We start from the raw sequence: 22,203 nt of genomic DNA, 5'->3' as shown, positions 1-22,203 counted from the left end.
GCGATGATGGATCCGCGCGAGTTGGTGGCCTTCGCGGAGGCGGCCGTTGACCAGGTCGAGCCCATCTTTCGGTCCGGCATCGGGGCGCCGCCGGCCCACTTTAAAAGCCGGGGCGATTTCGCCACAGAGGTGGACTTGGCCATCGAAAAGCAGCTGCGCGATATCTTGCAGCAGATGACCGGCATCCCGGTGTACGGGGAAGAATCCGGCGGTAGTATCCACGACACCGTGTGGGTTGTCGATCCGATCGATGGGACCGCAAATTATTCCGCGGGCAATCCCATGGCCGGCATCTTGGTGGCCTTGGTCCACGAGGGCCAGACTGTTGCGGCCATCTCAGATTTTCCCCTCTTGGGCAGGCGCTTGGTGGCCAGCGACGGCTCGCCGCTGCGCTCTGTGGGTGGGCCGTCCGGCGGTTTCGGTGGCGGGGAAGAGTCCCCAGAATTCGATGATGCCCGTGGGCACGTGGGGTGTTTTTCCAACCTTCCCACTGCGGCATTCCACGAACTGCGAGAATCCGGCTTGCGCCCGCGCATCACAGGCTCGGTGGGACTAGATAATGCCTTCGTGGCCCAGGGCGTCTTTGACGGTGCCGTGAATTTCTCGCCGCACCCGTGGGATAACGCGGCGGGAGCGCTCCTTATCAAGGCGGCCGGGGGCATCGTCACGGATCCGGAGGGTAATCCGTGGACCGTGCAGTCGCGGGGTATGGTCTCTGGTACCCCGCAGGTGCACGAGACAATCCTGGAAATCCTATCTCACCACTCAAATTAACCCTGACCGACTTGTGAAGGAGTAAGCCCCGCATGGCTGTAGCCGTACGCATAATCCCGTGCCTTGATGTGGATCAAGGCCGCGTAGTCAAGGGCGTGAATTTTGCGCACCTGCGCGATGCAGGAGACCCAGTGGAATTGGCCGCGCGCTATGAGGAATTGGGCGCAGACGAACTGACTTTCCTCGATGTCTCCGCGTCCAAGCATGGCCGGTCCACCATGCTCGATGTGGTACGCCGCACCGCCGATCAAGTCTTTATTCCGCTGACCGTGGGCGGGGGAGTGCGCAGCGTTGACGATGTCCGCGAGCTCCTGCGCACCGGCGCGGATAAGGTATCGGTCAATACCGCCGCGATAGGCAATCCCGGCCTGCTGCGCGAATTGGCGGAAGTCTTTGGCTCGCAGTGTATCGTCTTATCCGTGGACGCGCGGCGCACCGACGCGGCGCACGCACCGTCGGGGTTCGAAGTTACGACACACGGCGGGACGACATCGGCTGGCATCGATGCAGTGGAATGGGCCTGGACTGGCGCCGAGCTGGGTGTGGGGGAGATCCTTTTAAACTCCATGGATGCAGATGGCACGAAGGCCGGATTCGACCTCGAACTTCTGCGCGCGGTGCGGGAAACGGTGAATATTCCCGTCATTGCCTCCGGCGGAGCGGGCGCAGCAGCGGACTTTCCACCCGCCGTTGAAGCAGGTGCCGATGCTGTCCTAGCAGCCAGCATTTTCCACTTTGGGGAGGTAGAAATTGGCGAGGTTAAAAAGGTCTTGGCAGATGCCGGAAACGAGGTGCGCCGATGAGCAATCCCGCAGACTATGAGCTAGACCCACAGATTGCTGCGCTACTCAAGCGCAATGAGCAAGGGCTCGTGCCAGCTATTGCCCAGGCCGATTCCGGCGAAGTGCTGATGCTTGCCTGGATGGATGACCATGCGCTTGCCCACACGCTGGCCACGCGCAAGGGAACCTACTTTTCGCGCTCGCGCGGCGAGTATTGGATTAAGGGCGAGACCTCAGGACATACGCAGGAGGTACTCGGTGTGCGCCTTGATTGCGATGGCGATACCATCTTGCTGACCGTGCGGCAGCGCGGCGCCGCGTGCCACACCGGTGACCGGACATGCTTCGATGCGAAAGTTCTTTTAGGGGATGATTCCTAATGACGAGGCGACTTGGCCCGCTTTTTATTGCGGTGGGCACGGCGGTGCTGTGGTTTTCTTCCCGTAGCACTTGGGTAAAAGCGGTAAGCGAGGACGATAAATCGGGCTCGGCAACCAATGAGATCGTGGGTTCCGCGTGGTCCCTAGAACTGATGGCATTGACGCTGGTCCTCCTCGCCGGGGTGCTCGCGGGCCTAGCGCTGCGCCGAACAGGGCGGCGCATCGTGGCCATTGTGTGCGCCCTCGCCGCGGCAGGCGCCGCGTGGAGCCCTATTAGTTTGCTGACCAGCGGCGCTGATGCCGAGCGCGCGCAAAAAATATTGCAGGGCGCGTCCGCAAATGAAAACGCGGTGGATTCTGCCGCAATTTCTGATTGGGCTACCGTCATTTCCACGGAGGCCACCAAGCTGGGCCCCATTGTCGCCATTATCGGGGCCGCGCTGGCATTTTTCGGCGCCGTACTCTTGGCCCAGAACCCGGGCAAGGACAAGGTCAAGGCGTCGAGCAAATACGAAACCCCTGCCGCCCGCCAAGAAAAGCTGGCGGAAGATTTGGAGACCTCATCCGATTCCGGCCGCGTGATGTGGGATGCGCTCGATAGCGATATCGACCCGACCGATGTGGGCCGTAAATAGCCCCGTTCGCGCAGCACAATTTCCGGAAACGCCCCGAATAGCGTTAATCTAAGTGTGATTTTAATCGCGCTTGGAGGGAGGTGCTCATGCCCACACCCATAGCCGTCGATCACCTGGTCGCTGGGGTGCTAGAGGATGTCGCCGCGCGCGAAGCACGCGTTTCCTTCCAAGATATCAAGGCGCGCTCCCGGGACATGGAGCCTCCCCGCGATGCCCGCGCGGCGCTTTTAAAACCAGGTTGTTCGGTCATTACGGAGCTGAAGCGCGCCGTTCCTTATACCGGGGAAATCGCCCACGTGGGCTCGGCCGAGCAGATGGCCGAATGGGCGCGCACCTTTGAGGACTGCGGCGTGCATTTGATGGCCTGCCAGACGGATACGCGGCGCTTTAACGGATCGCTTGAGGATATGGCGGCCGCGCGCGCTGCCATCGATATCCCGATGATGGCGCGCGACCTTATCGTGGACCCGTACCAGATTCATGAGGCTCGCTGTTTTGGCGCCGATGCGATCCCACTGCAGGTCGAGCTTTTAGAGCAAGCCCGATTGGAAGCCCTCTTGGACCGGGCGGAATCATTAGGGATGACCGCCATCGTGGAGGTGCGAACCTGCGGGGAGGTCAACCGCGCCATCAAAGCCGGCAGCAGCGTCATTGCGATCAATGCGTGGTCCCTTGCCTCCGATGAGATCAACCGGGAGGCCTTCAATGATATTGCCCCGGGCCTGCCGGAATCCCTCCTGCGCATCGCCGTGGGTGGGGTGAATAATGCCCGCAATCTCTTCCACTATGCCTCCCGCGGGGCGGATGCGGTATTGGTCGGTGAATCCGTCATGGCGGCTCAGGATCCAACCGCCTTGGCACGCTCCCTGGTGGCCGCGGGCCAGCACCCGGCGTGCCCGTCGCGTAAAAGTTCCTAGGAAAGTGACCCCAAACTAGCTCAAGGGTACGCCGATAAGGCACACTATCAACGTGCATACTCAGAATCTTGCAAATATCCCCTCCCCGCCGCAGGGCGTGGTGTGGCATCTTGGCTCCATTCCAATCCATGCGTATGCGCTGTGCATCATCGCCGGCATCCTCGTGGGCATGTGGATGACGCTGCGGCGATACACGGCCCGGGGCGGCAATCCCGATACGGTGTGGGATGCGACCATCGTCGTCATCCCCGCCGGTATCGTGGGCGGCCGACTCTATCACGTCATCACGGATCATCAGAAGTACTTCTGTGATACCTGCAACCCAGCCGACGCCCTCAAGGTCACCAATGGCGGCCTTGGCATCTGGGGTGCGGTTGCCTTAAGCGCCGTAGCGCTGTGGGTGATGTTTCGAATCAAGAAGATTCCGCTTGCACCGTTCGCGGACGCGGTGGCGCCTGGCCTCATCCTTGCCCAGGGCATCGGCCGGTTGGGAAACTGGTTTAATCAGGAGCTCTACGGCCGGCCGACCGACGTTCCGTGGGCGCTGGATATTTACTACCGCGTCGATGAGGCCGGGGAGTACGCGCCGGTTTCCGGGCATTCTACTGGCGAGGTCATCGCTTCGGTGCACCCGACGTATTTATATGAGCTCATCTGGAACGTGCTGGTGTGCCTGTTCCTTCTGTGGGCGCACAAGGCATGGAAGCTGGGGCGCGGCCGGGTATTTGCCCTCTACGTCGTGGGCTACACCCTGGGCCGCTTCTTCATCGAAGGCATGCGTTCAGACGAAGCCACCCATATCTTCGGCGTCCGCGTAAACCTCATCGTCTCCGCCGTTGTCTTTATCGCAGGTCTCATCGTCTTTTTCTTGCTGGACAGGCAGCGCAAGGGCCCCGAAACGCCAGAGGAAGTTGACCCGCGTTACTACCGCGAGCAGGCGGAAAACGGCGGCGAGGGTGACGAGAAACGCGTGGCAGCCACGCATGCTAACGGCACCTCGGGCACTGCTACCGGCCGGAAATGACCGGTTATGTGTGTTCGTGTCCGATTGCCGTAGTTAAGGCGCCAAAAAATTGTGGCCTGTCGGCGCGCGAGGGAGTAGGTTGGGGGTTGTTCAATTTCCCCGATGGAATAGGCCAATAATGCTGGATAGAAGAACCAAAATTGTCTGTACTCTCGGCCCTGCGGTAGCTAGTGGGGACGGAATTTTGCGCCTTGTAGAAGACGGCATGAACGTCGCGCGCCTCAACATGTCGCACGGCGAGCATGCGGACCACGAGGCCAATTACAAGTGGGTCCGCGAAGCCACCGAAAAGACCGGCCGGAACGTCGGTATCCTGGCCGATCTTCAGGGCCCCAAGATCCGTCTCGGCCGGTTTAAGAACGGCGAAGAGCAGTGGGATAACGGCGAGATCGTCCGCATCACCGTGGACGATGTCGAAGGCACCCACGACCGCGTATCCACCACCTACAAGGGCTTGGCACAAGATGCGAAGCCCGGCGATCGCTTGCTTATCGATGACGGCAAGGTCGCCGTCGTCTGCAAGGAAGTAGACGGCAATGACGTGGTGTGCGAGGTTACCGAGGGCGGCCCCGTATCCAATAACAAGGGCGTCTCCCTGCCCGGCATGAGCATTTCTGTGCCGGCCCTGTCTGAGAAGGACATCGAAGACCTGCGCTTTGCCCTGCAGCTCGGCGTGGACTACATCGCACTGTCCTTCGTGCGTTCGCCTGCCGATGTCGACAAGGTCCACGAGATCATGGACGAGGAAGGTCGCCGCGTGCCGGTCATCGCTAAGCTGGAAAAGCCCGAGGCCGTCGATGCCCTCGAGTCCATCATCTTGGCCTTCGACGCCGTGATGATTGCCCGCGGTGACTTGGGCGTTGAGGTTCCGCTGGAAGAGGTGCCACTCTTCCAGAAGCGTGCTATCCAGATTTCCCGCGAGAACGCCAAGCCGGTCATCGTGGCCACCCAGATGCTGGATTCCATGATCGAAAACTCCCGCCCGACCCGCGCGGAGGCGTCCGACGTGGCCAACGCCGTGCTCGACGGTGCCGATGCGGTGATGCTGTCTGGCGAGACCTCCGTGGGTGCGGATCCGCACAACGTGGTGCGGACCATGTCGCGCATCGTCAAGCGCTCCGAGACCGATGGCCAGGTCCCGCCGCTGGCGCACGTCCCGCGCACCAAGCGCGGCGTGATGTCCTATTCCGCCCGCGATATTGCAGAGCGCCTGAACGCGAAGGCTATCGTTGCCTTCACCTCCTCCGGTGATACCGCAAAGCGCGTCGCCCGCCTGCACTCTGACCTGCCGCTTCTGGTATTTACCCCGGACCAGGACGTGCGCGCCCAGCTGGCGCTTACCTGGGGTGCAGAGACCTTCTTGAGCCCCGACGTCAAGTCCACGGATGAGATGATGGAGGCCATCGATAAGTACCTGCTGGACTTGGACGAGTACGACGAGAATGACTTGGTCGTCGTCGTTGCAGGCACCCCTCCGGGAATCTCCGGCAATACCAACATGATTCAGTGCCACATTTTGGGAGAGACCATCAAGGACTAGCGCACTGAAAAATCCGCCGCGCCTCCACACTCCATTGAGCAAAGGGGGACGCGGCGGATTTTTATGCCAAGATGAGCCGGGGTTAAGCGCCCAGGTACGCCAGCACCGCCGCTTGGGCGGCCTGGGTGGAGGCCTTGACCGTCGGCTCATACTCCGGCAGGAAGTTGGCCTGGTGATTGACCGGGGGATCGGCCAACTCGGCATCTGGGGTGCACCCTACGTGCCAAAAGACGTACGGCACGCCCCATGCCTGCGGCAGGTAACAAAAATCTTCGGAAGCGGTCGAGGGCGAGGCCGTAACGGATGCTTCCCCGAAGGTGGCCGCAAAGACCTCGTCGATGGGCGAATACGCGGCGGCGTCATTATCGGTGACCTCGCCGTGCGCGTAGTACTCGAAGGTGGGCTCCTTCTCGCAGCCGGAGGCCATGCATTCTGCCTTCACCATGCGCTCTAGGGAAGCGTAGACCTTTTCCGCCAGGGCTGGATCATAAAAGCGCGTATTGAGCACGAGCTCGGCGGAATCCGGGATGATGTTGTTTTTATCGCCGGAATGCAGCTCGCCCACGGAGATGACGAAAAATTCGTGCGGGGCTACCTCGCGGCCCACGATGGCCTGGAGCCGGGTAACGATCATCGCCGCGGTATAAGTCGGGTCGATGGAATTATGCGGCATGGAGGCGTGGGCGGACTTGCCAAAGATGCGTATGCGCAGGGAATCGCAGCCGGCCATGATGGGGCCTGCGGTATGGCGAACGGTGCCGGCGCGGCCAGGCATGATGTGTTGGCCTAAGCAAATATCGGGGCGCGGCACGCGCTCGGTAAGGTTATCGGCGATCATGTATTTCGCGCCCATGGATGATTCCTCCGCTGGCTGGAACAGGGCGAGGAAGGTGCCGGACCAGGTATCGCGGGAGGCATCGAGAAGCGCACAGGCACCGAGTAGGGCCGTGGTGTGCATATCGTGCCCGCAGGCGTGCATGTAGTCATTGGTCGAGGAATACGCCACGCCGGTGGCCTCCTTGACCGGCAGGGCATCGAAATCGGCGCGCATGAGCGCGGTGGGGCCATCGCCATTGCGGAAAATGGCGACCATGCCATGCCCGCCAATGTTTTCTTCTACCTCGCAATCAAACTCCGCTAACTTGGCGCGGATGCGCGCCGCGGTGCGTTCCTCCTCGTGGGAAAGCTCGGGGTGGCGGTGCAGATCTTCGTAAAAATCCCGCTGCCACGCCAGGTCAGTATCCGCAGAGTGGACCATGGAAGCGATGTTTGTGGAATAAGACATAGTTTTCATCCCTTTGGTTAGGGTAGGGTCAGCTATATGCCGACTATTCAATTCGATGTATTGGTTCCAGATGAGCAAGCGGACCGCGTGGAGGAAATTTTCACCACTGCCACCGATAAGCTGGTAGCGGGCGGATCGCTTACCTCCGCCGAGGTTACTCGCCCGGCAGATCCCCAGTTCCCTGAGGGCTTGGAGGAGCAGCTGCAGCAAAATTACCGTGATGAACATGAAGAGCGCGATTTAGAAGGCGCCCACGCCCATCGCTATAACATCGCGGTGGAGGGGGCAACCGGCTCCGTGAACCAGCTGGCTATGGTGCTGTCGCGTTTGCTCACGCCGCACGCCGTATTGCCCAAGGATCACGTGCTGCTGGAGGATGAGTTGGCGCATGAACGCCCCGCCATCTTTCCGTGGACGGTCGAGATTCGCCCTTAGCCCAGCTGCTTGACGATGTCCCGGGCAGCCCTAGCCAGCTGCTCCGGCATCCCACCTTCTTGATCTAGCTCCGCGGTGACGTGCTCGGTGTCCTGGTTGATGGCCCCGGCAACGATGCCGACGGGGGTAGAAGACTCCGCCGCCAGGTCCGCGACGGTGCCGACGACCTTGCCGGTTAAGGATTGCTCGTCAAATGCGCCTTCGCCGGTGATGACGAGGTCAGCCTGAGAAATGGCCTCGGCGAGTCCGAGGGCCTTGGCCACATGTGCCCCGCCAGAGACGACGCGGGCGTGCTCATCGGTGCCCCATAGGGTGCGCGAAAGCCAGGTAAGGCCGATGGGGATGCCGCCTGCCGCACCGGTAAATTCCGCCTCCGGATCCGTGCCGGTGACCTTGCACAATTGGAGGAGAGCGCCTGCAAGCAAGGCAATCTGTTCGCCCTCTGCGCCTTTTTGAGGTCCGTACATGGTGGCTGCCTGCATAGCCTTAGCCCGGGTATCGGCCAAGAGCGTGAAATCAACCATGCCCGCTTTGATATTTAATTGCGCGGTATCGATGGAATCGAGCTGCACCAATGGGGCGCCGCCCTTGGGCAGGGCATAGCCGCGTGCATCGTGGGCGGCGGCGCCGAGGGCCGCAAGGATGCCCATGCCACCGTCGATGCTGGCCGTGCCACCAAGGCCGAGCACGATGGAGGTGGCGCCGCGGGATTGGGCATCGGCAAGCAGCACGCCCGTGCCATAAGAATCCGCGTGGAGGGGATCGAGCGCGTCGCGGACCGCGGGCAGCCCGGTGGCGGCGGCGACGTCGATGAAGGCCGTGTGCCCAGCGAGGAAATACTGCGCCTCGGTCAAACGCCCCACCGCATCCGTGGTGGGAAGGGTAATGGTCTGGGTTTCTTGCCCGCCCGCCGCGGCGGCCTGGGCCAACACCTGGGCGGTGCCTTCGCCGCCATCGGCCATGGGCAAGGTGGTGACGGTGGCGGTGGGGTAGTGCTGGCGAATTCCGTTGGCGATTCCGGCTGCGGCTTCCGTGGCAGAAGCGGTACCTTTAAAAGAGTCAGGCGCGACGACAATATGCATGCCCGCGATTATAAAGCCCGCGACCCGCACTGCGGCTTTCTGCTAGGAATCCGAACGCTCTACAGAAAATATTTATCTTTATTGTCGCAGGTGAACGTGGGTAATTGGGGGACTGAGAAATAATTGTACTTGCATTATCGGTAGATTGATAGGAAACTAGTTCCTGCTAGTCAAACTCCACGAGAATGGGATTTATACACTATGTCTGTTGATAGCCAGATTTCTGAGTACTACAACAAGCTACTCAAGCGTAACGCCGGTGAACCGGAATTCCACCAGGCGGTGTCCGAGGTGCTGGATTCGCTCAAGATCGTCCTGGATAAGGACCCACACTACGCAGACTACGGTCTGGTTGAGCGCCTGTGCGAACCGGAGCGCCAGCTCATCTTCCGCGTCCCATGGGTTGATGACAACGGCGAGGTGCAGGTCAACCGCGGCTTCCGTGTGCAGTTCAACTCCGCGCTCGGACCGTACAAGGGTGGCCTGCGTTTCCACCCCTCGGTAAACCTGGGCATTATTAAGTTCTTGGGCTTTGAGCAGATCTTTAAAAACTCCCTGACCGGCCTGCCCATCGGTGGCGGCAAGGGTGGCTCCGACTTTGACCCGAAGGGCAAGTCCGAGCAGGAAGTTATGCGCTTCTGCCAGTCCTTCATGACCGAGCTGCACCGCCACATCGGCGAGTACCGCGACGTTCCTGCCGGCGATATCGGCGTCGGCGGCCGCGAAATCGGCTTCCTCTTCGGCCAGTTCCGCCGCCTGACCACCCAGCACGAGTCCGGCGTCCTGACCGGCAAGGGCCTGACCTGGGGCGGTTCCTTGGTACGTACCGAGGCCACCGGTTTCGGTGCCGTTTACATCACCGAAGAAATGATGAAGACCCACGGCGAGTCCTTCGACGGCGCCAAGGTCATCGTGTCCGGCTCCGGTAACGTTGCCATCTACGCCGCCGCAAAGGCACAGGAACTCGGCGCTACCGTGGTTGCCATGTCTGACTCCTCCGGCTACATCACCACCCCGAACGGCGTGGACGTTGACCTGCTTCGCGATGTCAAGGAAGTGCGCCGCGAGCGCATCTCCACCTACGCCAAGGAAGCTGGCAACGGCGTGGAGTTCCACGAGGGCGGCAATATCTGGGATGTCCAGGCTGATGTTGCACTGCCGTGTGCAACCCAGAACGAGCTCGACGGCGAATCCGCCAAGAAGCTCGTCGAGGGCGGCGTGCGCTACGTTGCAGAGGGCGCTAACATGCCGTCTACCCCGGATGCGGTGCACGTATTCCAGGACTCCAAGATCAACTTCGCACCCGGCAAGGCTGCCAACGCCGGTGGTGTGGCAACCTCCGCACTGGAGATGCAGCAGAACGCATCCCGCGACTCCTGGTCCTTCGAGTACACCGATGACCGCCTGCGCGGCATCATGAGCAACATCTTCAAGAACATCGACAACACGGCCAAGGAATACGACCGTGAAGGCGACTACGTGGCTGGCTCCAATATCGCCGGCTTCAAGAAGGTGGCTGACGCCATGCTGGCACAGGGCGTTATCTAAACTCCCCTTCATTCACGGCTCCCCATTTCCCCGCACCCGCAAGGAATACGACCGTGAAGGCGACTACGTGGCTGGCTCCAATATCGCCGGCTTCAAGAAGGTGGCTGACGCCATGCTGGCACAGGGCGTTATCTAAACTCCCCTTCATTCACGGCTCCCCATTTCCCCGCACCCGCGGGGAGACGGGGAGCTTTTGCATTGCTGCGATGGCACGGCAGCTGTATGCGCCAGTGCCGCAGGTATGTGGAGGGAAAATGGGTTAATCGCACACGGGAAGCGAATTGAACTCGGAGAGCTTTAGCCTTCGTTGCATCGGCCTGAGGATCCAAGGCGCGCCCTCCACACAATGCGGGGTGGCGCGTTGTAGAATTCCCAGCATGTACCGTGTCTTTGAATCCCTTGATGAATTAGTTCAGCATTTGGAGCAGGCTTCTGGCTTTCCCATGACCTCCAATTGCTTGGTCCCCCGCCATGAGATGCTGGCGCTTCTCGATGACCTGCGCAACGCGCTGCCCGTAGAAATCGACGATGCGCAGGACGTTTTAGACAAGCAAGACGAGATTATCCGCGGCGCCGAAGAGCGTGCGGATAACACCATTAATGAGGCGTCTGCGGAGGCCACCGACATGGTGAGCCAGGCGCGCCAAGAGGCCGATACCACGGTTGCGCAGGCAGAAGAACATGCGCAGCGGCTAGTGGCCGATGCCGAGGCACGCGCTCAAAACACTGTTGAGCAAGCCCGCGCAGATGCGGACCGCACCATTGCTCAGGCCAATGAGGAATACGAGCGCTCGGTGGCTGAGGGCCGCCAGGAACAAGAGCGTTTGGTTTCCGAATCTGAAGTTGTGCGCCGCGCCAACGAAGAAGCCAACCGGATCGTGGAGACCGCATACACCGAATCCAACCGGCTGCGCACGGAGTGCGATGACTTTGTAGATAGCAAGCTCAGCGAATTTGAAAGCTCCCTCAGTGGCCTCTTGCGCACCGTAAACTCCGATCGTTCCGCCCTGCGCGGTGGGGCCGGCGTGCGCTCTCGCGGCGGCGACTACCTGCCGTCCACGAACGCCGGTTCTTCCCGCGGTGGTGCTAGCACCCCGCGCTACGGTGAGGGCGACGGCTACGAGCGCCGTTACACCGAGCGCTAAAGGCGTAAGTTACAAGGCACGACGCTTAAAAAGTCCTGCTGCACGGGTGATTTGCGAAAATCGCGTCACCGTGTAGCAGGACTTATTGTGCTTGTGGGAGGCTAGACCGAGCTGCGAGAGTTGGAGTAGCGCGGCGTGGGGGACGATGAGGGGGCATCGGCAAGCGCGGCGTCAGCAGTATTCGTAGCAGGGTGAGGGCGCTGGCTCTGGACCGCTACGAAGGCTACAATCCCCGCGCTGACCAGGCCGGGTAAGAGGAAGGTGACCAGGGCCGTGGTGAAGTAGGAGGTGAGCGAGGTCATCGAGCCGCTCATAAAGTCTTGGGGGAAGAACATCGCGCTAAGACTAATAACCGCGCCTGCGGTCAGGAACATGGCGCCGACGCAAAGCAGCGCGCAGGCAAGGGCTTCGCGCGAGAGCCACGTAATGGCGGCGGCGCTGGCGGAAAATACAAGGGCGCCGGTAAGCACCGTGAGGTCGAGGCCGGAGGGAATGACCAAAATCGCGCCGGAGATAAGCCCCGCACACATGCTGAGGATGAGGGCGGAGGAAAGGCGCAGGCCCTTGTCGCCGTAGATGCCAGAGTGGTCAGCCTTGGGCAGGCGATGGAGGACTAACCCAGAGATGACCAAGAAGGTGGCGGGAAGGCAGCACAACACTCCGAATCTAGGAGCGATAGCGCTCAAATCTCCTGAGGCCGCGGCCAAGTGGTAAGTCATGCTTTCAGGCTAAGGCCGCCGCGGCCTGCAGGAAAGGGAAAACCGGCAAGCCATAGCGCTTTATGCCCAAACCTTCAGTTTCTTGCCAGAAAATGCGGTCGTGCCAGCAACTACGCGGAGTTTGCGAGGCAGGGTAGACTACCAACTGTTATGACATCTCCATTGAAGTTCGATGTGGGCGAATTATTAAACGCCCAAGGCGCTGACGTAATGCCGGAACAACGCACCCAGACGGGCCCTGCACCGGAAAGGATCGGCGTGGAAATGATCGCCATCCCCAAAGGCGAAGATCTCACCGTTGCCGCGACCCTGACCCCGCTGGGTTCAGGCGTTCTGGTTGATGCAGATATCTCGGGTGTTCTCACGGGCGAGTGTGCGCGCTGCTTAAAAGAGCTACACCCGCAGCTGGATTTGCACGTGACCCAGGTTTTTGCCGCCGATGAATCCTTTGTCAGCGGCGATGACGCCGATTCTGACGATGCCGGTTCGGGCGATGAAATCCCCGAAATCCAAGACGATGAGCTGGATCTACTCCAGGCGGTGATTGATGAAGTCGGCCTGAACCTTCCCTTCGCCCCCGTCTGCGAAGACGGCTGCGATATTCAGACCCCAGAGGGTGTGACCACCGGAATCTCCGGGGAAGAAGAGGAAGAGGAGAAGATAGACCCGCGCTGGGCAGGTCTGGAGAAGTTCCTATGAGCCGCAAGAAGAAGCTGACCGGGCACGAGGCATGGGAGGCCGCCTTTGCGGCGGTGGACCACAGCTCGCTCTTGGAATCGCTCGGCGTTGCCCTGGAACCGGACAGTCTGCGCTTGGCGCTCACACACCGTTCCTTTGCCAATGAAAACGGCCACCTGCCTAATAACGAGCGCCTTGAGTTCTTGGGCGATGCCGTCTTAGGGCTATCGGTGGCCGCGAAGCTGTACGTGACGTATCCATCGCGCCCGGAATCCGATATCTCTAAGATGCGCGCCTCCATTGTCTCGCGCTATGGGCTTTCCGATATCGCGCGTGAGATTAACCTGGGTCCGCATATCTTATTGGGCAAGGGCGAGCAGTCCACCGGTGGGCGGGATAAGGATTCCATCCTTGCGGATACCACCGAGGCGATTTTTGGTGCCATTTACCGCGAGCACGGCTTTGAAACCGCCCGCGATGTCATCCTGCGCCTCTTTGCGGAAAAGATCGATAATGCCTCCGTCAGCGGGCGCCACTTGGACTGGAAGACCACCTTGCAAGAGCTGTGTGCTGAGTTGAAAGCACCCATGCCGGTCTATTCGGCTACCGCTACCGGCCCAGAACACGATCAAACCTTCAGCGCGGTTGCCACCGTCGCCGGGCTGACCGTGGGAAATGGGCAGGGCCACAATAAGAAATTAGCGGAGCAGCAGGCCGCGCAAGAAGCATGCCAAACCCTGCGCGAAACCCCGTTGCTGGTGCAAGGGACCGCCCATAAAGAAGGCTAAATAATGCCAGAGTTGCCCGAAGTAGAATCGGTGCGCCGCGGGGTGGAAACCTACGTCGTGGGCAAAGAAATTACGGCGGTAGACATTGCGCACCCGCGGGCGAACCGCGGCCAAGATGAACCGCTGGCGGGCCTTGTCGTGGGCAAGGAAATCGCCGCGGTGGCCCGCCGCGGCAAATTCATGTGGCTGGAATTCGTGGGGGAGGACCCGATGGATAGCCACCGCGACGTGCTTTTTATTCACTTAGGCATGTCGGGTCAGTTGCGCATCGGCCCTACCGATTCGCCGCACCGCCGCATCACGGTAGGGCTCAGCGATGGCACCGACCTGCACTTTGTGGACCAGCGCACCTTTGGATACTGGCTATATGCGCCGTGGTCCAAGATCTCCCATATCGGCTTGGATCCCCTGGAACCCGATTTTGATATCGCTAGCGCTGCGCGCCGCCTGCGGCAGAAGAAAACCGCGGCAAAAACGGCGCTATTGGATCAATCGCTGGTATCTGGCATTGGCAATATCTACGCAGATGAAGCGCTGTGGGCAGCACGCATTTCACCGCGCAAGAAAGCTTCTGCGCTGCGGCAAAAAGACGCCGTGGCGCTATTAAGCGCGGCGCAGACCGTGATGTCTGCCGCCCTCAAAGCGGGGGGAACGAGCTTTGATTCTTTGTACGTTAACGTCAATGGTGAATCCGGCTATTTCGCGCGCTCGCTTGCAGCTTATGGCCGCGCTGGCCAGCCATGTTCCCGCTGCGGCACGCCCATTGAGCGGTGTGTTATCGGGGGACGCTCGAGCCATTATTGCCCCCACTGCCAATAATCTCGCACCCGTGAGGTTCACGTTGTGCACCTTCAGGCAGTAAATTAATTCGCATGGAATTTCTCGAAAATGTCGTCACGACATTTAACGATGGCGTGTGGACATACATCCTGCCCTGGCTGCTTATCGGTGCAGGCCTGTTATTTGGCGCTCGTACCGCGGTGGTGCAGATTCGCAAAGTACCCGATATGCTGCGCGCCGTGGTCGAGCGACCCAACAGCGATGATGAGGATGAGGGCGCAGGAAGCGGGGGAATCTCCGCATTTAAGGCATTTACCATCTCCGCAGCATCGCGCGTGGGCACCGGCAACGTTGCCGGCGTCGCGGTGGCCATCTCCGTAGGCGGACCTGGCGCCGTCTTCTGGATGTGGATCATCGCCCTCCTTGGTGGTGCGACCGCCTTCGTGGAATCCACCCTGGCGCAGCTGTGGAAGGTCCGCAATGGCGATACGTACCGCGGCGGGCCGGCCTACTACATGAAGCGTGGCCTGGGCTGGGGCCCGCTCGGCGTTCTTTTCTCTATTGCTATCGTCTTTACCTTTGGCTTGGTCTATAACTCCTTCCAGACCAACGCCATTGTAGAGGCCGTGGCCTTTTCCTTCGGCCGCGAAGACGATGCCACCTTTGGCTCCATCATTGGCATCATCATCGCGATTGCCGCGGGCCTCATCATTTTTGGCGGCGTGAAGCGCATTGCCAATATCACCCAGGTAGTCGTTCCGTTTATGGCCCTGGCGTACCTGCTCATAGGTGGCTTCGTGGTCATTACGAACTTTGACAAGGTCCCGGGCATGCTGGGCGATATCATCGGCCACGCGCTTGGCTTTAAGGAAATCGCCGGTGCGGGCATCAGCACCGCTATGATGAAGGGCATCCAGCGTGGCCTGTTTTCCAATGAGGCCGGCGAAGGTTCTGCTCCTAACGCGGCGGCGACCGCCACCGTCTCCCACCCGGTAAAGCAGGGCCTGGTGCAGACCTTGGGCGTGTACTTCGACACCATCGTGGTCTGTACCATTACCGCCTTCCTGATCCTGCTTGGCCCGGAAGTTGCCTACGGTGAAGAGGCCGAGGGCGTTTCCCTTACCCAGGCGGCCTTGTCCGCCGAGGTTGGCCACTGGGGCATTCACTTCGTCAGCTTCATCCTGTTCTTCCTGGCTTTTTCTTCCATCTTGGGCAATTACTATTTGGCAGAAGCCAACCTGGAATACCTCACCACCAATAAGACGGTGCTCAATACCTTCCGCCTCGTGGTGCTGTTCTTTGTCTGGTTCGGTGCCGTCGGGTCCCTGCCATTGGTCTTCGCCCTGGCGGATACCGGTGCGGCGACGATGGTGATCCTGAATATCATCGCCATTGTTCCGTTATCCGGCGTGGCCATTCAATTGCTGAAGAACTTCAACGAGCAGCGCAGTAAGGGAGTCGATCCGGTCTTCCACCGCGATATGCTTCCGGGTGTGCCCGGCGTGGAGTGCTGGGACGGTTCTGACCCAGTGACCCGCCGCAGCGCTGCGGACCGTAAAATCTTGCGCGATCGCGGCGAGGCCGATCGCTACTAATGAGGATGGTGCAGTGACATGGAAAGAATGACGGCTTTTGTGCACGGCAACGTGCAAGGAGTGGGCTTTCGCTGGTGGACGCGGTCGCGCGCACTGGAATTAGGCCTTTCTGGGCATGCGACCAACCTGGCAGACGGCCGCGTGCAGGTTGTTGCTGAGGGCCCGCGCACAGACTGCGAGAAGCTCTTGGAACTATTGCAGGAGCAACCGAGCACCACCCGCCGCCCCGGCAGCGTCGATTTAGTGGTCGAGCAGTGGGCTGCTGCGAAGGGCGAAAGCGGCTTTGTCGAGCGCTAATAGCCAACCCAATGCTTGCTGCAACTCGTGTCTTAAAGGCTTGCTACACTATCCCAAATGCACCTGAAATCGCTGACGCTCAAAGGCTTTAAGTCATTCGCGTCGGCGACGTCTCTCAAATTTGAGCCGGGCATCTGCGCTGTTGTCGGCCCGAACGGTTCCGGCAAATCCAACGTGGTCGATGCCCTTGCCTGGGTCATGGGAGAGGCTAGCGCAAAGACCCTGCGCGGCGGCAAGATGCAAGACGTCATCTTCGCCGGGGCAGGCGACCGCAAGCAACTGGGCCGAGCCGAGGTCACGCTCACCATCGATAATGCCGATGGTGCGCTGCCCATCGAGTACTCCGAGGTATCTGTTACCCGCCGCATGTTCCGCGACGGCGCGAGCGAATACGAAATCAATGGGGCAAAGGCCCGGTTGATGGATATCCAGGAGCTGCTTTCTGATTCCGGCATTGGCCGAGAGATGCACATCATCGTGGGGCAGGGCAAGCTTTCTGAAATTCTAGAATCGCGCCCCGAGGATCGCCGCTCCTATATCGAGGAAGCCGCAGGTGTCCTCAAACACCGCCGCCGCAAAGAAAAAGCCCAGCGCAAACTCACGGGCATGCAGGCCAATTTGGACCGCCTGCAGGATTTGACTGATGAGCTGGGAAAACAACTCAAGCCCTTGGCGCGGCAGGCAGAAGCTGCCCAGCGCGCGGCCACGGTGCAGGCTGATGTGCGCGATGCGCGCCTGCGCCTGGCCGGAGGCCGCATCGTCGGCCTGCGGCAGAAGCTTTCCGCTGCCGAGCAGACCGCGACGGTCTTATCTACCCAGGTGGAAGAGACCACGGCGCAGCTCGAAGAAGCGACCGAGCACCAAATGGAGCTGGAAACCCAGCTGGAGGAGGTCAATCCGCAAGCGGAAGCGGCCCAAAAACTGTGGTTTGATCTCTCGACCTTGTCCGAGCGCATTGCGGCGACCCAGCGCATCGCAGAGGAGCGGGCGGATAATGCCGGGTCCCAGGTCGCCTATGCCGGCCAGGATCCGGATGATCTTGAGGCCAAGGCGACGCGCGCGGACGAGGAACACGAGGAGCTCGTGGTAGCGGCAGAAGAAGCTGCGGAGCGGTTAGAAAGCATTCGGGAGGAAGTGGCGGAGCGTCGGCAAGCATTCGAGGCCGCCGAGCACGAACATATGGCACAGGTGCGCGCCATTGCGGACCGCCGCGAGGGAGTTGTGCGCCTTTTTGCCGCCGAAGAAAAGGCGGCGGGGCAGGTAGCCAGCGCGGAAGAAGAGCTGGCGCGGCAGGAAGAGGCCGTGGCTTCGCTGCAGCGCCGCACCCAGAATGCGCAGGCAGAAGCCGCTGAGGTAGCGCAGAAGTTGGATAATTATGCCGCGGAGCGCCAGCCTTTGGAGGAGGCGCATACGCGGGCTGCCAGCGAGTCCGGTGCTGCCGATAAGCGCTTGGATCAGCTCCGCGATGCCCAGCGCGAGCGCGAGCGCAGTGTCTATACGTTGCGGTCCCGCATCGATACGCTGTCCCAGACCATCCCCGAGTCGGTCGAGGTGGGCGAAGAATTCCAGCCATTGGCCGCGTATATTTCCACCACCTATGAATCGGCGGTTGCGGCCGCGTTGGGCACCTTCGCAGAGGCGCAGGCGGGGCAGTTGACCGAGGGCTTGATTGCGGATCTGGAGAAGGGCCCGCGCTCGGCGCTGCTAGATGCGGCGGCTTCAGCGCCCGCGAGTTCGTGGCGCGTCGATGCCGATCTGCCGCCGCAAGCTTCCTGGTTGCTGGATCACGTCACGGTGCAACCTGAGGTTTCGGTGGCGTTGCACCGGCTGCTTGCCGATGTCGCCCTCGTCCCCGATATTGCCCACGGCCGGCGCCTCGTGGCCGATGATCCGCGCCTGCGCGCCGTGACCGCGTCCGGGGTTGTCATCGGCGAAGGGTGGGTCGAGGTCGGCACCGGTTCCTCGTCCACCGTGGAGGTCACCGCCCGCATCGCGGAGGCTGAAGAGGAGTTAGAGCAGGCAAATCAAGCCCTGCACGAGCTTTCTGGCACCTTGAAGGGGGCAAAGATTGCCGCCGAGGATGCCCGCGTGACGGCCGCATCCGCCAAGGCAGCATTGCGGGAGCACGATACCGAGGTTGATGCCTGGAAGCGCGATCATCACCGCCTGGAGAAGCAGTACGAGGCAAATAAGGCGGAGCTGGAAAAGTCCGCGCAGCGCGCCACCGAGATCGAGATCCGGTTGCAGAAAGCCAACCAGGAGCTTGCCGATGCCCGCGATAGGCTCGCCCGCGTCGATGCCGACGATCAACCAGACGAGCCCTCGTCCGCCGATAGGGATGCCGCCTCGGCCGCGCTGGAAGAGGTAAAATCCATGGAAATGGAGGCCCAAGTCGCGGCCCGCTCGGCGCAAGAGCGCGTGGGTCAAGTTGCCGGCAAGGCCGATAATTTGCGGCGCCAGGCCCAACACGAGCGCCAAGCGAAGGCCCGCCATGAACAGGCCATGGCCCGCCGCAAGGCGCAGGGGCAATTGGCATCAGCGGTGGCACGGCACGCACAGGACTTGGCAGCCCGGGCAAACCAGCTTTTAAGCCGCGCCACCTCCGAGCGCGATGAGTTTGTCCACGAGCGCAACTCCTTAAATTCCCAATTGCAGCAGGCCAAGCAGGCGGTATCGGCCGCACGTCAAAATAGCGACCGGCTAACAGCACGGGCGCATGAAGCAGAGCTAGCTCGTTCGCAGGCGCAGGTGCGCCTAGATGAAGCCGAAAAAAAGATTGGCGAACAACTGGGCATCGCTATCGCTGACCTTTTGCGCGATTTCACCCCGGGCGAAGACTTCGACCGCAGCGCGGAAAAGTCGCGACTGCAGCAGGCGGAAAAGGATTTGAACTCCTTGGGCAAGGTCAACCCCTTGGCCTTGGAGGAATATAAGGCGCTGGAAGAGCGCTACAGCTACCTTTCTACGCAGCTAGACGATGTCATCCAAGCCCGCCAGGATCTCGCCGGGGTGATTTCGGACGTGGATAAGCAGATCCTGCAGCTGTTTACCGATGCCTGGCGGGATGTGGAAGCAGAGTTTCCCAAGGTATTCAATACCCTCTTCCCGGGTGGAGAGGGCCGGTTAATCCTTACCGAGCCAGAAGACATGCTCACCACCGGCATCGAGGTCGAAGCCCGGCCGCCAGGCAAGAAGGTCAAGCGCCTGTCGCTGCTTTCCGGCGGCGAGAAATCCCTTACCGCGCTGGCCATGCTCGTGGCGATCTTCCGTGCGCGCCCCAGCCCGTTCTACGTCATGGATGAGGTCGAGGCAGCGCTTGATGATGTCAACCTGCGCCGGCTCATCGCCTTATTCGAGGAACTGCGGAAAGATTCCCAGCTCATTGTCATCACGCACCAAAAGCCGACCATGGATGTGGCCAATGTCCTCTATGGCGTGACCATGCGCGGCGATGGCATCACCCGGGTCATCTCCCAGCGCATGAATCCAGCCGGACTCGCGCCGGGAGCCGAGCAAGCGAGCCAGGATGCGACGCGGCTTGGAGTTGATGCACCGCAATCAACGGAATAGAAGATTTCGCCGCCCTTATGTGCCGCAAGCCCGAAAGGCTGGCACTATAGAGGCATGAATTCTTTATGGTTATGGATCGGCATAGCAGTCGTTGTCATTGTGCTGATTGTCGTCTTCATTGCAATCGGCAAAAAGCGCGGTGAATCCAAGAAGGTTTCTTTCGAAAAACCCAAGGAAGAGCCCAAACAGCTAACCCAGGAGCAAAAGTCCGGCAATTACCAGGCGAAGTCTGGCTTCAACTTTGCCCCAGCAGGCTCAAAAGAACCCGAAAAGGTAGCGCAGGAGAAGCCGCAGCAGACTCAACCGCAGCAGGCTAAGCAGCCGCAGCAGCCGGAATCTTCGGAGCAGTCAGAGCCCAGCGCCACCGATATCGCGAATGCCCAGCTCAACGGTGAAGAGCCGCCGGCGGCCAAGCGACCTGAACCGGCTAAGGATAAGAACGCTGCCCCCGATAAGGCGGCCAAGGAGGAAGAACCGCAGCGCCAAGAATCTGCATCTGACGAGCAGTCAAAGAAGTCCGCAGAACCTGAGCAACCTGCAGCGGACGGCGATGGCGATAAAGCTAAGGCCGAGTCCGATCCTGCCACCACTCCGGAACCGGAACCCAAGCCTGCGGCGGATAAGCCTGAAGGCAAAGGCGCTGCCGGTACTGCGGCTGCCGCTGGGGCCGCAGCTGGGGGAGTCGGCGCCGCTGCTGCAGCCTCTGGTGACCGCCAGGAATCCGCCGCAGATGAGGCAAAGGATCATTCTGACAAGCCGGATTCCGCGCAAGCTTCCGCACCTGCTTCCGCAAAGGCGGAAGCAAAGGATAAAGAAGTAGAGGACAGCGAGCACTCCGCCCCAGCCGCCGCCGAGAAACCTGCGGCAGAAAGTGCGAACGACTACCACCGCGGCGAGCCAGACCATGAAGAAAAAGACCCGGAAGACGTTGTATCCGTCGAGGCCGCCGAGGTAGAGGATGAATCCCCGGTCTTCGATGAGGTGGTAGATGATAAAGACGCAGACCACATCGAAGAACGCGTCGATAACCACGAGGAAGCAGAAGAAGCTGCGGCTGCAGCCGATGCACAAACGGATGCTGCGGAAGCAGCCAAGGAACAAACTCCGGTGCCAGAAGGCGAACCTGCTGCGGCGGCCCAGCCCACCGAGGACATCGCTCCGGCGGGAGGCCGCCTCGGCCGTCTGCGCGGGCGCCTCTCTCGTTCCCAGAACGCCATCGGCCAAGGCTTGATGGGAATTCTTTCCGCCGGCGATCTGGACGAAGACGCCTGGGAGGAAATCGAAGATACCCTCATCATGGCGGATCTGGGCACCAAGTCCACGATGAAGGTCACCGATTCCTTGCGCGACAAGATTGCTGAGCGTGGCGTGTCGAGCGAGGAAGAGGCCCGCGCCATGCTGCGTGAATGCCTCATCGAGGCGTGCCACCCAGAAATGGATCGCTCCATTCGCGCGATGCCCAATGACGGAAAGCCCGCCATTGTCATGGTCGTAGGCGTCAACGGCACCGGTAAGACCACCACCACCGGTAAGCTCGCCCGCGTTCTCGTATCGATGGATCACAGCGTCCTGTTGGGTGCGGCAGATACCTTCCGTGCTGCGGCTGCAGACCAGCTAGAAACGTGGGGACGCCGCGTGGGCGCCGAAACCGTGCGTGGCAAGGAAGGCGCAGACCCAGCCTCCGTGGCCTTTGATGCCGTGGCCACCGGTGTGGAACAGCAGGTCGATGTCGTCTTGGTCGATACGGCCGGCCGCCTGCACACCTCGACTGACCTGATGGATCAGCTGGGCAAGGTCAAGCGCGTCGTAGAAAAGAAGACCGAGGTTGATGAGGTCCTCTTGGTCCTCGATGCCACGGTGGGCCAAAACGGCCTGGCACAGGCTCGCATTTTCCGCGAGGTCGTGGATATTTCCGGCGTGGTGCTCACCAAGTTGGATGGCACGGCGAAGGGCGGCATCGTCTTCCAAGTGCAAGAGGAGTTGGGCGTTCCAGTCAAGCTTGTGGGCTTGGGCGAGGGTGCCGATGACCTTGCGCCATTCGAAGTCGAAGGATTCGTCGATGCCTTGCTAGGTGAGAAATAGGGTCTTCTCCCTCAACCGTTTTAGATAACTCCCCAGTACCTGGCTGCTCATTAAATGAAGTAGTCGCGGGTGCTGGGGAGTTTTCGCGCCTATGTGCCTTGCAGGTATGTCCTGCGAGCATGGGGAGCCCTGGATTGCTGTGATCTG

Annotated in this window: 20 protein-coding genes; 17 read left to right on the top strand and 3 right to left on the bottom strand. The window is 60.7% G+C overall.

The window, feature by feature from the left end; translation table 11 throughout:
- Nucleotides 1-3: 3 nt before the first annotated feature.
- The 7 genes from ACLI1Q_RS08140 (at nt 4) to pyk (ending at nt 6,052) form a co-directional block, all read left to right on the top strand.
- Entirely contained in the window at nt 4-774 is a 771-nt protein-coding gene (locus ACLI1Q_RS08140) for an inositol monophosphatase family protein (RefSeq protein ID WP_239269981.1), read from the top strand.
- A gap of 32 nt (nt 775-806) precedes the next feature.
- On the top strand, nt 807-1,577 hold the full coding sequence (gene hisF / locus ACLI1Q_RS08135; protein WP_411696951.1) for an imidazole glycerol phosphate synthase subunit HisF: 771 nt from the start codon (nt 807-809) through the stop codon (nt 1,575-1,577).
- The gene (gene hisI / locus ACLI1Q_RS08130) at nt 1,574-1,936 is read left to right on the top strand and encodes a phosphoribosyl-AMP cyclohydrolase (protein WP_023022973.1); all 363 of its coding nucleotides are present in this window, start codon (nt 1,574-1,576) and stop codon (nt 1,934-1,936) included. Before hisF ends, hisI begins: the two co-directional genes overlap by 4 nt.
- Entirely contained in the window at nt 1,936-2,571 is a 636-nt protein-coding gene (locus tag ACLI1Q_RS08125; RefSeq protein WP_239269983.1) for a TIGR02234 family membrane protein, read from the top strand. Before hisI ends, ACLI1Q_RS08125 begins: the two co-directional genes overlap by 1 nt.
- Nucleotides 2,572-2,657: 86 nt before the next feature.
- Nucleotides 2,658-3,488 carry an indole-3-glycerol phosphate synthase TrpC gene (locus tag ACLI1Q_RS08120; RefSeq protein ID WP_239269984.1) on the top strand — a complete coding sequence of 277 codons (831 nt, stop codon included), beginning with the start codon at nt 2,658-2,660 and terminating at the stop codon, nt 3,486-3,488.
- 52 nt (nt 3,489-3,540) lie between these two features.
- Nucleotides 3,541-4,512: a prolipoprotein diacylglyceryl transferase gene (gene lgt, locus ACLI1Q_RS08115; RefSeq protein WP_239269985.1), complete on the top strand. Its 972-nt coding sequence runs from the start codon at nt 3,541-3,543 to the stop codon at nt 4,510-4,512.
- Nucleotides 4,513-4,633: 121 nt separating this feature from the next.
- Complete coding sequence (gene pyk / locus ACLI1Q_RS08110) at nt 4,634-6,052, top strand: pyruvate kinase (protein ID WP_175279200.1); 1,419 nt, start codon at nt 4,634-4,636, stop codon at nt 6,050-6,052.
- Between the two features lie 82 nt (nt 6,053-6,134).
- Here pyk and ACLI1Q_RS08105 read toward each other — a convergent pair whose 3' ends face one another.
- Entirely contained in the window at nt 6,135-7,337 is a 1,203-nt protein-coding gene (locus tag ACLI1Q_RS08105) for an amidohydrolase (RefSeq protein WP_239269986.1), read from the bottom strand.
- A gap of 36 nt (nt 7,338-7,373) precedes the next feature.
- Here ACLI1Q_RS08105 and ACLI1Q_RS08100 point away from each other — a divergent pair, with 36 nt between their 5' ends.
- Nucleotides 7,374-7,772, top strand: coding sequence for a hypothetical protein (locus tag ACLI1Q_RS08100; protein WP_239269987.1), 399 nt, complete (start codon nt 7,374-7,376; stop codon nt 7,770-7,772).
- Here the strand turns inward: ACLI1Q_RS08100 and ACLI1Q_RS08095 are convergent.
- Complete coding sequence (locus tag ACLI1Q_RS08095) at nt 7,769-8,854, bottom strand: glycerate kinase (RefSeq protein WP_239269988.1); 1,086 nt, start codon at nt 8,852-8,854, stop codon at nt 7,769-7,771. The two genes, ACLI1Q_RS08100 and ACLI1Q_RS08095, sit on opposite strands and share 4 nt — an antisense overlap.
- Before the next feature lie 201 nt (nt 8,855-9,055).
- On the opposite strand from ACLI1Q_RS08095, the gene gdhA reads away from it, so the two are divergent.
- Nucleotides 9,056-10,402: an NADP-specific glutamate dehydrogenase gene (gene gdhA, locus ACLI1Q_RS08090; protein WP_239269989.1), complete on the top strand. Its 1,347-nt coding sequence runs from the start codon at nt 9,056-9,058 to the stop codon at nt 10,400-10,402.
- Nucleotides 10,403-10,779: 377 nt separating this feature from the next.
- The gene (locus tag ACLI1Q_RS08085; RefSeq protein WP_239269449.1) at nt 10,780-11,547 is read left to right on the top strand and encodes a DivIVA domain-containing protein; all 768 of its coding nucleotides are present in this window, start codon (nt 10,780-10,782) and stop codon (nt 11,545-11,547) included.
- 101 nt (nt 11,548-11,648) lie between these two features.
- On the opposite strand, the gene ACLI1Q_RS08080 is transcribed toward ACLI1Q_RS08085, so the two are convergent.
- The gene (locus ACLI1Q_RS08080) at nt 11,649-12,266 is read right to left on the bottom strand and encodes a hypothetical protein (protein WP_239269450.1); all 618 of its coding nucleotides are present in this window, start codon (nt 12,264-12,266) and stop codon (nt 11,649-11,651) included.
- 150 nt (nt 12,267-12,416) lie between these two features.
- Between ACLI1Q_RS08080 and ACLI1Q_RS08075 the strand changes: the two genes are divergently transcribed.
- Genes ACLI1Q_RS08075 through ftsY form a run of 7 tightly spaced genes read left to right on the top strand, consistent with a single transcriptional unit; the run spans nt 12,417 to nt 22,056 of the window.
- On the top strand, nt 12,417-12,965 hold the full coding sequence (locus ACLI1Q_RS08075; protein WP_239275467.1) for a YceD family protein: 549 nt from the start codon (nt 12,417-12,419) through the stop codon (nt 12,963-12,965).
- Nucleotides 12,962-13,732 carry a ribonuclease III gene (gene rnc, locus ACLI1Q_RS08070; protein WP_239269452.1) on the top strand — a complete coding sequence of 257 codons (771 nt, stop codon included), beginning with the start codon at nt 12,962-12,964 and terminating at the stop codon, nt 13,730-13,732. The genes ACLI1Q_RS08075 and rnc overlap by 4 nt, the downstream gene beginning before the upstream one ends.
- 3 nt (nt 13,733-13,735) lie before the next feature.
- Nucleotides 13,736-14,551: a bifunctional DNA-formamidopyrimidine glycosylase/DNA-(apurinic or apyrimidinic site) lyase gene (gene mutM / locus ACLI1Q_RS08065; RefSeq protein ID WP_239269453.1), complete on the top strand. Its 816-nt coding sequence runs from the start codon at nt 13,736-13,738 to the stop codon at nt 14,549-14,551.
- Nucleotides 14,552-14,604: 53 nt separating this feature from the next.
- Complete coding sequence (locus ACLI1Q_RS08060; protein ID WP_239269454.1) at nt 14,605-16,107, top strand: alanine/glycine:cation symporter family protein; 1,503 nt, start codon at nt 14,605-14,607, stop codon at nt 16,105-16,107.
- Between the two features lie 18 nt (nt 16,108-16,125).
- Nucleotides 16,126-16,404, top strand: coding sequence for an acylphosphatase (locus ACLI1Q_RS08055; protein WP_239269455.1), 279 nt, complete (start codon nt 16,126-16,128; stop codon nt 16,402-16,404).
- A gap of 57 nt (nt 16,405-16,461) precedes the next feature.
- On the top strand, nt 16,462-19,974 hold the full coding sequence (gene smc, locus ACLI1Q_RS08050; protein WP_239269456.1) for a chromosome segregation protein SMC: 3,513 nt from the start codon (nt 16,462-16,464) through the stop codon (nt 19,972-19,974).
- A gap of 54 nt (nt 19,975-20,028) precedes the next feature.
- Nucleotides 20,029-22,056 carry a signal recognition particle-docking protein FtsY gene (ftsY, locus tag ACLI1Q_RS08045; RefSeq protein ID WP_239269457.1) on the top strand — a complete coding sequence of 676 codons (2,028 nt, stop codon included), beginning with the start codon at nt 20,029-20,031 and terminating at the stop codon, nt 22,054-22,056.
- Nucleotides 22,057-22,203: the final 147 nt, after the last annotated feature.

The sequence above is a fragment of the Corynebacterium limaceinasi genome, from assembly GCF_046717465.1.
GTDB lineage: Bacteria > Actinomycetota > Actinomycetes > Mycobacteriales > Mycobacteriaceae > Corynebacterium.
This window is presented reverse-complemented; position numbering and strand designations above follow the sequence as displayed.

Excerpts from the sequence above, each read along its gene's own strand:
- ACLI1Q_RS08075 (WP_239275467.1), top strand. The coding sequence starts at position 12,417 with ATGACATCTCCATTGAAGTTCGATGTGGGCGAATTATTAAACGCCCAA.
- smc (WP_239269456.1), top strand. The coding sequence starts at position 16,462 with ATGCACCTGAAATCGCTGACGCTCAAAGGCTTTAAGTCATTCGCGTCG.
- ACLI1Q_RS08095 (WP_239269988.1), bottom strand. The coding sequence starts at position 8,854 with ATGCATATTGTCGTCGCGCCTGACTCTTTTAAAGGTACCGCTTCTGCC.
- mutM (WP_239269453.1), top strand. The coding sequence starts at position 13,736 with ATGCCAGAGTTGCCCGAAGTAGAATCGGTGCGCCGCGGGGTGGAAACC.
- hisF (WP_411696951.1), top strand. The coding sequence starts at position 807 with ATGGCTGTAGCCGTACGCATAATCCCGTGCCTTGATGTGGATCAAGGC.
- ACLI1Q_RS08085 (WP_239269449.1), top strand. The coding sequence starts at position 10,780 with ATGTACCGTGTCTTTGAATCCCTTGATGAATTAGTTCAGCATTTGGAG.
- ACLI1Q_RS08120 (WP_239269984.1), top strand. The coding sequence starts at position 2,658 with ATGCCCACACCCATAGCCGTCGATCACCTGGTCGCTGGGGTGCTAGAG.
- ACLI1Q_RS08100 (WP_239269987.1), top strand. The coding sequence starts at position 7,374 with ATGCCGACTATTCAATTCGATGTATTGGTTCCAGATGAGCAAGCGGAC.
- ACLI1Q_RS08055 (WP_239269455.1), top strand. The coding sequence starts at position 16,126 with ATGGAAAGAATGACGGCTTTTGTGCACGGCAACGTGCAAGGAGTGGGC.
- ACLI1Q_RS08140 (WP_239269981.1), top strand. The coding sequence starts at position 4 with ATGATGGATCCGCGCGAGTTGGTGGCCTTCGCGGAGGCGGCCGTTGAC.
- ftsY (WP_239269457.1), top strand. The coding sequence starts at position 20,029 with ATGAATTCTTTATGGTTATGGATCGGCATAGCAGTCGTTGTCATTGTG.
- ACLI1Q_RS08060 (WP_239269454.1), top strand. The coding sequence starts at position 14,605 with ATGGAATTTCTCGAAAATGTCGTCACGACATTTAACGATGGCGTGTGG.
- ACLI1Q_RS08105 (WP_239269986.1), bottom strand. The coding sequence starts at position 7,337 with ATGTCTTATTCCACAAACATCGCTTCCATGGTCCACTCTGCGGATACT.
- gdhA (WP_239269989.1), top strand. The coding sequence starts at position 9,056 with ATGTCTGTTGATAGCCAGATTTCTGAGTACTACAACAAGCTACTCAAG.
- ACLI1Q_RS08080 (WP_239269450.1), bottom strand. The coding sequence starts at position 12,266 with ATGACTTACCACTTGGCCGCGGCCTCAGGAGATTTGAGCGCTATCGCT.
- ACLI1Q_RS08125 (WP_239269983.1), top strand. The coding sequence starts at position 1,936 with ATGACGAGGCGACTTGGCCCGCTTTTTATTGCGGTGGGCACGGCGGTG.
- rnc (WP_239269452.1), top strand. The coding sequence starts at position 12,962 with ATGAGCCGCAAGAAGAAGCTGACCGGGCACGAGGCATGGGAGGCCGCC.
- hisI (WP_023022973.1), top strand. The coding sequence starts at position 1,574 with ATGAGCAATCCCGCAGACTATGAGCTAGACCCACAGATTGCTGCGCTA.